Raw genomic sequence first — 8,240 nt, forward strand, 5'->3', positions numbered from 1 at the left:
CGGCCTCCGGAGGACCATCGCCGTCCTCAAAGCGCTTCTTTGCACCCCCGCACCCGCACCGGACGGCCCGGTGCGGGCCCGGCCCCGGCGCCGCCCTCCCGCTCCACGACCACACGCCCCTCGCTCCACCGCACCGTGAACCGCTCCAGCTCCGCCTCCGCCCACCCGTCACCCGCGTCGGCGACCACGAGGCCACCGCCCGTACGGCCCTCGGCGGGCGCCCACACCTCCAGTTCGATGCCACCGTCACACCCCCGCACCGGAATCACCGCGCCCGCGCGCGCGAACACCGGAACGCGCGACAACGGAGCGTCCACCAGCACCTTCCCCGGGCCCTCGTACGCCGTGCCGGTCGCCGTGTCGTACCACCGGCCCCGCGGCAGCCGGACCGCCCGCCGCACCGCACCACTGTCCAGGACCGGCGCCACCAGCAGGCAGTCCCCGAGCAGAAACGCGTCCTCGCAGTCCCGCAACTCCCTGTCCTCGGGGCTCGCCCACCACAAGGGCCGCACATAAGGAGCACCCGTCCACCGGGCGAGATGGGCGAGCGTCACGAAATACGGCAGCAGCCGCCTGCGCTCGACGAGCACCTCACGCGCGTGTACGAGCACGTCGTCACCGAACTCCCACGGCTCACGCCGCCCCGCCGTGATCGCCGCATGCGTACGGAACAGCGGAAGATACGCCCCGAGCTGGAACCACCGCAGATACAGCTCCGGCGACGGACTGCCGTCGAACCCGCCCACATCCGGACCCGAATACGGCACACCGCACAGACCGAGCCCGAGCACCAGCGACAGCGACGCCCGCAACCCCGGCCAACCCGTGGACACATCACCGGACCACGTCCCCCCGTAGCGCTGCATCCCCGCCCAGCCGGACCGCGAGAACAAGAAGGGCCGCTCTTCGGGCCGCAGCCTGTGCAGCGCCTCGTACCCGGCGCGCGCCATCGCCAGGCCGTACACATTGTGGGCCTCCCGATGGTCACCCCCACGCCCCTCCAGGGAGTGCCGCGCCGACCGCGGCAGCGTCGCCTCCCCGAACGCGGCGAACGACACCGGCTCGTTCATGTCGTGCCAGAACCCCGCGAACCCGTGGTCGAGACGCTCCTCGTACAGAGTGCCCCACCAGTCCCGCGCGCGCGGGTCGGTGAAATCCGGATACACCGCCTCCCCGGGCCACACGACACCGCGCACCTCCCGCCCCGCGGCATCCCGCACGAAGACGTCGGCCGCCGACCCACTGTCGTACGCCTCGACGCCCGCCTCGGACTTCACCGCGGGGTCGACGATCGAGACCAACCGGATCCCGTCCCTGAGCAACTCGTCCGCGAACTGCGGCAGTTTCGGAAAGCGGTCCTTGTCGACGGTGAACACCTGATGCGCGTCATAGTGGTCGATGTCCAGATGGACGGCGTCCAACGGCAGCCCGCGCTCCAGATAGCCGGCGACGATCCGGCGCACCTCCTGTTCGCTGCCGAAGCCCCACCGAGCGTGATGGTGCCCGAGCGCCCACGCGGGCGGCAACGCCGGGGGGCCGGTGAGCGACGCCCAGGAGTGCAGCACGCGCGCGGGAGTACCGACCATCGCCCAGTACCGCAGCGGCCCGCCACCCATCCGCACCTCGCACGCACCGGCCCGGTCATGACCGGACCCGGCGCCCTCCACCCCCTCGTGCACCGACACCTCGCCCTCCCACGTGTTGTCGTGGAAGACCAGGTGCGTCCCGGCATCGGCCACCACCATCTGCACCGGCATGGTGATGTACAGCGGATCGTCGCCCGGCCCGAAGGAACCGCCCGGATCGGTGTTCCACAGCCGGTACGTCCCGTTCCGCAGCCGAGGCCCCCCGGACCGCCCCCCGAGCCCGAAGAACCGCGCGTCCGCCGCCACCTCCGACCGCTGCACCCAGCGCGCGGGACCGCCCTCGGCCGGCTCCCACCAGCGCGGCGGCAGATCCCGCCGCAGCACCACACCGCCGGGCGTGCGCAGCTCGACGGCCCCGTGCCGCGAGACGACGACCGTCGTCCGCTCCGAGACGACCCGCCAGCCGCCCTCCGTGTCGGGTTCGAGGACGGCCCGCGGATCCGGCTCCGGGCTCCGGCCCGACAGCGCGTACGACGGCTCGGGCACCGCCCCGTCCCAGCCCAGGAAGACCGCCCCGCCCGCCGTCACCCGCACCCGCAGCTCCGAGCGCGCGAAACGCACCACCCCGCCACCGGGCGCCGGCACCACCGCCGTCACCTCACCCGGCACCCGCGCCCGCTCCGCACCCCGCGGCGCCAGACCCTTCGCGTCCGCCCGCCGACTGCGCCACGAGGAGCGCACCGTGCGCAGCCCCTGCACCGTGCCGAGCATGCCGACCGCCTTCACCGAACGCACCAGGTCACGACCGTTCATGCTGCTCACCCTGCCACCGAAGAAGCCCCGTGCGGGCCGCGTTCAACTGCCGTTCACCTGGGGCGACGACACATGACCACGGACCCGGCTGCGCGGGGCCCGCCCTGGTGCGGAAGTCGATCACGTGGCATCGTCCCCTTCAGCCGTGTTCACGCGCACACCCAGCACGTGCGCACTCCACGCATACGACGCGTACAGTCCGGGAGCCGCCCCATGACGTCCTCAGCGAACCCTGCGCCGCTCTGGCAGCCGAGCCCGGAGAGGATCGCCGCCGCGCAGGTCACCCGGTTCCAGGCCTGGGCGGCCGAGCACCACGGCGCCCCGGCCGACGGGGGATACGCGGCGCTGCACCACTGGTCGGTGACCGACCTCGAGACGTTCTGGAAAGCCGTCACCGACTGGTTCGACGTCCGCTTCTCCACCCCCTACGCGCGCGTGCTCGGCGATCGGACCATGCCGGGCGCCCAGTGGTTCCCCGGCGCGACCCTCAACTACGCCGAGCACGCACTGCGCGCCGCCGAGGACCCCACGCGCGCGGACACCCCCGCGATCCTCCACGTCGACGAGAGCCACGACCCGCGGCCCGTCACCTGGGCCGAGCTGCGCCGCCAGGTCGGCTCCCTGACCGCGGAGCTGCGCGACCTGGGTGTACGTCCCGGGGACCGCGTCAGCGGCTACCTCCCGAACATCCCGCAGGCCGTCGTCGCCCTCCTGGCCACCGCCGCCGTCGGCGCCGTCTGGACCTCCTGCGCCCCCGACTTCGGCGCCCGCAGCGTCCTGGACCGCTTCCAGCAGGTCGAACCGGTCGTCCTGTTCACCGTCGACGGCTACCGCTACGGCGGCAAGCAGCACGACCGCCGCGACACCGTCGCCGAACTCCGCGCCGAACTGCCGAGCCTGCGCGCCGTCGTGCACATCCCGCTCCTCGGCACGGACGCCCCCGAAGGCGCCCTGGAATGGTCGGCCCTCACCTCGGCCGACGTGGCCCCCACCTTCGAACCGGTGGACTTCGATCACCCCCTGTGGGTGCTGTACTCCTCCGGCACCACCGGCCTGCCCAAGGCCATCGTCCAGTCCCAGGGCGGCATCCTCGTCGAGCACCTCAAGCAGCTGGGACTGCACTGCGACCTCGGCCCCGACGACCGCTTCTTCTGGTACACCTCGACCGGCTGGATGATGTGGAACTTCCTCGTCTCCGGCCTCCTGACCGGCACCACGATCGTCCTGTACGACGGCAGCCCCGGCTACCCCGACACCGGCGCCCAATGGCGCATCGCCGAACGCACCGGCGCCACCCTCTACGGAACCTCCGCCGCCTACGTCATGGCCTGCCGCAAAGCAGGCGTCCACCCGGCCCGCGACTTCGATCTCTCCCGCGTCCAGTGCGTCGCCACGACCGGCTCCCCCCTGCCGCCCGACGGATTCCGCTGGCTGCGCGACGAGTTCGCCGAAACACCGGGCGGCCTGTGGACGGCATCCGTCAGCGGCGGCACGGACGTCTGCTCCTGCTTCGCCGGAGCCGTACCCACCCTCCCCGTCCACATCGGCGAACTCCAGGCGCCCTGCCTCGGCACCGACCTGCAGTCCTGGGACCCCCAGGGCAAGCCGCTCATCGACGAAGTCGGCGAACTGGTCGTCACCAACCCCATGCCGTCCATGCCCATCCGCTTCTGGAACGACCCGGACGGCAGCCGCTACCACGACAGCTACTTCGACACCTACCCCGGCGTCTGGCGGCACGGCGACTGGATCACCCTCACCGCACGGGGCTCGGTCGTCATCCACGGCCGCTCGGACTCCACGCTCAACCGCCAAGGTGTCCGCATGGGGTCGGCCGACATCTACGAGGCCGTCGAACGGCTTCCGGAGATCCGCGAATCCCTCGTCATCGGCGTCGAGCAGCCCGACGGCGGTTACTGGATGCCGCTCTTCATCCACCTCGCCGAGGGTGCGGCCCTCGACGACACCCTGCGCGACCGCATCAAGCGGACGATCCGCGAGCAGCTCTCCCCGCGCCACGTCCCCGACGAGGTCATCGAAGTCCCCGGCATCCCGCACACCCTCACCGGCAAACGCATCGAAGTCCCCGTCAAGCGCCTCCTCCAAGGGACACCTCTGGACAAGGCGGTCAACCCGGGCAGCGTCGACCGCCTCGAACTCCTGGACTTCTACGCGGACCTGGCCCGCGAACGCGCCTGACGGCGGCCCTTTCCCCAGCTCAGCAGCGATTGTCAGTGCCCACCGTTACTGTGAGTGAGCATTGATCGACCGCATGCAAGGGGGAAGCGTGACGCACACCCGAGACACCACCATGCGCCGCACACTGCGCCGCGAAGTCGTCGGAACCATCGGCCTGTTGGCCGACGAGGAGGACTTCGCGGCCATGCGCCGCTACCGCACCTTCACCTTCGACGACCACGAGACCTACCTCCACCAGGTCGAGGGACTCCTCAAGAACCTCGCGTCCCAGGGCAGCCACACCACCATCGCGCTCTTCGACCCCGAGGACTACGTGCAGTACTGCGCGGAGACCGGCCTCAACCCGGACGCCCCGGCCAGCCGCGCCCGCTTCACCGCCGAACTGGCATCGGGCGGTCCCACCGTCCCGTACGAGGGCCAGCCCCTCGCCGATCTCGTCCCCGACCTCGTCGACGAAGCAGTTCGCAGGGCCACCTGGGAGTACGCGACGGTGGTGCTCGCCCGCACAGGCACCTGCGCCACCTGCGGCGAGGACATCGGACGAGCCGCGTTCGCCCGCGCCTCCGCACTGATCACCCGGGCCGTCGACACACCAGGACCGGGCACCCGGCACCTGGTGTGCAGCGTGCCCTCGGACCCCGAGACCCTCCTGGCCGCACTGCACGTGGAGATCGACGCGGAGGGCCGAGCCCTGCTCGACGACACCGAGGCCCTGGAGTTCGCCACGGTCCTCGCCGTCGGCATCGCCACCCACCGCGCCGTCGGCATGGTGCTGCGCTCCACTGCCGACGGCACACGTGACCGCGTCCACGGCTGGCGCATGAACGGCGGACGACTCCAACCCCTCACCGCGGCCGAGGTCTTCGACGCCTACTGCACCGACGCCATCTCGGGAGAGCTCGTCTCCCCGGAATCCGGTGTCGACTACTGCGCGGCACCCGACATCGAGGACGGGGAGCCCGAAGGAGGACACACTCACTGAACGCCAAGGGGCGCCCCACCGGCCGGTGGGGCGCCCCTGAACAGAACAGAGCGGCAGGCTACTCGCCCGACAGCACCGCCTGCGCGGCCTTGCGCGCCTCCTCGGCACTGTCCGCGGCACGCGCCGCCGACGCGGCACGCTCGCACTGCGCCAGCGTGTACTTGGCGAGCGTCGCACGCACGTAGGGAATGGACGCCGCACCCATCGACAGGGAGGTGACACCGAGACCGGTCAGTACACAGGCGAGCAGCGGGTCGGAAGCAGCCTCACCGCACACGCCACAGCTCTTGCCCTCGGCCCGCGCCGCCTCCGCGGACATCGAGACCAGGTCGAGCAGCGCGGGCTGCCACGGGTCCTGAAGCCGGGACACGGCGCCCACCTGCCGGTCGGCGGCGAAGGCGTACTGCGCGAGGTCATTGGTGCCCAGCGACAGGAACTCGACCTCCTGAAGGATCGAGCGCGCACGCAGGGCGGCCGACGGGATCTCGACCATCGCGCCGAACTTCGCCCGCAGCCCCGCCTCGCGGCAGGCGTCCGCGAACGCCTTCGCGTCGGTGCGGTCCGCCACCATCGGGGCCATGACCTCGAGGTAGACGGGCAGGCCCTCGGCGGCCTTGGCCAGCGCGGTCAGCTGCGTACGCAGCACCTCGGGGTGGTCGAGCAGCGAGCGCAGCCCGCGTACGCCGAGCGCCGGGTTCGGCTCGTCGCCCGGCGTCAGGAAGTCCAGCGGCTTGTCCGCACCGGCATCGAGCACGCGCACGACGACACGGCCCTCGGGGAAGGCCTCGAGCACCTTGCGGTACGCCTCGACCTGCTTCTCCTCGGACGGCGCCTTCGTGCTGTCGTCCAGGAAGAGGAACTCGGTACGGAACAGACCGACACCCTCGGCCCCCGCCTCGACGGCGGCCGGCACGTCGGCGGGACCGCCGACATTGGCGAGGAGCGGCACCTTGTGCCCGTCGGACGTGGCACCGGGACCGGTCGACGCGGCCAGCGCGGCCTTGCGCTCGGCGGCCGCGGCCTCGAGCTGCCCGCGCTTCTCCGCGCTGGGATCCACGAAGATCTCGCCCGTGCTGCCGTCCACGGCGACGACCGTGCCCTCGAGAAGCTCACCCGCGCCCGGCAGCGCGACGACGGCCGGCACTCCGAGCGCCCGCGCGAGAATCGCGCTGTGGCTCGTGGGCCCGCCCTCCTCGGTGACGAAGCCGAGCACCAGAGCCGGGTCGAGCAGCGCGGTGTCCGCCGGCGCGAGGTCACGCGCGATCAGTACGTACGGCTCGTCGCTGTCCGGTACACCGGGCATCGGAACGCCAAGCAGCCGCGCGACGATGCGGTTGCGCACGTCGTCGAGGTCCGCCACCCGGCCCGCCATGTACTCACCGGCACCGGCCAGCAGTTCCCGGTAGTGGGAGAAGGCGTCGTACACGGCGCGCTCGGCCGTGCTGCCGACGGTGATGCGCCGGTCGACGTCGGACATGAGCTCCGGGTCCTGAGCGATCATGGCCTGTGCCTCGAGCACCGCCTGGGCCTCGCCACCGGCCAGATGGCCACGCGCATTCAGGTCGGCCGCCACAGCTTCCACGGCCTGGCGAGCACGCCCCTGTTCGCGCTCGGCCTCCTCCGCGGGAATCTGCTTGGCCGGCGGCTCGAGAACGGCCGTACCCATGTGCCGAACCTCGCCGATCGCCACACCGTGGCTCACACCGACGCCTCGCAGCGTTGTCTCCATCTCACCCGTCTCCGGTAGTGCGGCGGGCCCAGCCGCCGCGTTGGTTGTCCTGCTCGGCCGTCAGCGACGGCCATGACGTCACTTCCAGCTGAAGAGCGCGTCGCCGGCCTTCACTTCGCCGTCCTCGATGAGGTCGGAGAGGGACTCGGCGGTGGCCTCGAGCGCCACGATCGGGCACACGGGGGACTTGCCGGCGGCCTCGACGGCGGCCGGGTTCCAGCGCACCACGGCCTGGCCGCGCCGCACGGTGTCACCCTTGTTGACGAGCAGCTCGAAGCCCTCGCCGTTGAGCTGCACGGTGTCGATGCCGAGGTGCGTCAGCACACCATGGCCCTGGTCGTCGACGACCACGAAGGCGTGGGGGTGGAGAGAGACGACGATGCCGTCCACGGGCGAGACGGCCTCAGAAGGCTCGCGCGCGGGATCGATAGCCGTACCAGGCCCGACCATCGCGCCTGAGAACACGGGATCAGGTACAGCGGAGAGCCCGATGGCGCGTCCTGCAAGCGGGGACGAAACACTGGTCATGGCAAGCCTCCCAGGGGGCGGAGATTCGTAGTCGCCGCCACTACCTGTCCTGGACGACGCACTGTTCAGAAGGGTAAGTCATATGAAGTCCCGGTTCCGCACGACAGGTCCCGGTTGGCGGACGTAGAGGCAGTGCACAAACGATTTGCGCCTGCCCTCCACCCGATGTAGAGTCGGACTCCTGCCTGAGGCTGTGGGACGCGGCAAGCGCCCGGCCTCGGCGGCAACCTTCGATCAGATCCTATCTCCGGGTCCGTCTCCGCATGTCTGCGGTGGACGTGGTCAGAGAGTCGAATAGGACCTGATAAAGTCGGAGCCGCCGGAAAGGGAAACGCGAAAGCCGAAAGGCCGGAGCGGGAACCGGAAAGGCACCGAGGAAGTCGGACACGAAAGAGTCTGATAG

At 71.2% G+C, this 8,240-nt stretch carries 5 protein-coding genes; 2 read left to right on the forward strand and 3 right to left on the reverse strand.

What is annotated here, in order from left to right; all coding sequences use genetic code 11:
* Positions 1-26: 26 nt before the first annotated feature.
* A complete protein-coding gene (locus ACFVYR_RS27460) occupies positions 27-2,399 on the reverse strand; it encodes a glycoside hydrolase family 31 protein (protein ID WP_384261404.1) in 2,373 nt (790 codons plus the stop codon).
* A gap of 213 nt (positions 2,400-2,612) precedes the next feature.
* Between ACFVYR_RS27460 and ACFVYR_RS27465 the strand changes: the two genes are divergently transcribed.
* Both ACFVYR_RS27465 and ACFVYR_RS27470 read left to right on the forward strand, forming a co-directional pair.
* The gene (locus tag ACFVYR_RS27465) at positions 2,613-4,598 is read left to right on the forward strand and encodes an acetoacetate--CoA ligase (protein WP_384261407.1); all 1,986 of its coding nucleotides are present in this window, start codon (positions 2,613-2,615) and stop codon (positions 4,596-4,598) included.
* An 88-nt stretch (positions 4,599-4,686) separates the two neighbouring features.
* On the forward strand, positions 4,687-5,580 hold the full coding sequence (locus tag ACFVYR_RS27470; protein ID WP_384261409.1) for a hypothetical protein: 894 nt from the start codon (positions 4,687-4,689) through the stop codon (positions 5,578-5,580).
* A 58-nt stretch (positions 5,581-5,638) separates the two neighbouring features.
* On the opposite strand, the gene ptsP is transcribed toward ACFVYR_RS27470, so the two are convergent.
* Positions 5,639-7,309 (reverse strand): phosphoenolpyruvate--protein phosphotransferase, encoded by a 1,671-nt coding sequence (gene ptsP, locus ACFVYR_RS27475; protein WP_384261412.1) that lies wholly within the window; start codon positions 7,307-7,309, stop codon positions 5,639-5,641.
* A 78-nt stretch (positions 7,310-7,387) separates the two neighbouring features.
* Positions 7,388-7,837, reverse strand: a complete 450-nt coding sequence (locus ACFVYR_RS27480) for a PTS glucose transporter subunit IIA (protein ID WP_384261415.1) — start codon at positions 7,835-7,837, stop codon at positions 7,388-7,390.
* Positions 7,838-8,240: the final 403 nt, after the last annotated feature.

Source organism: Streptomyces sp. NPDC058284 (assembly GCF_042881135.1).
Taxonomy (GTDB): domain Bacteria; phylum Actinomycetota; class Actinomycetes; order Streptomycetales; family Streptomycetaceae; genus Streptomyces.

What these genes read in the sequence shown, in the direction of transcription:
- ACFVYR_RS27480 (WP_384261415.1), bottom strand. Translation starts at nt 7,837, where the DNA reads ATGACCAGTGTTTCGTCCCCGCTTGCAGGACGCGCCATCGGGCTCTCC.
- ptsP (WP_384261412.1), bottom strand. Translation starts at nt 7,309, where the DNA reads ATGGAGACAACGCTGCGAGGCGTCGGTGTGAGCCACGGTGTGGCGATC.
- ACFVYR_RS27460 (WP_384261404.1), bottom strand. Translation starts at nt 2,399, where the DNA reads ATGAACGGTCGTGACCTGGTGCGTTCGGTGAAGGCGGTCGGCATGCTC.
- ACFVYR_RS27465 (WP_384261407.1), top strand. Translation starts at nt 2,613, where the DNA reads ATGACGTCCTCAGCGAACCCTGCGCCGCTCTGGCAGCCGAGCCCGGAG.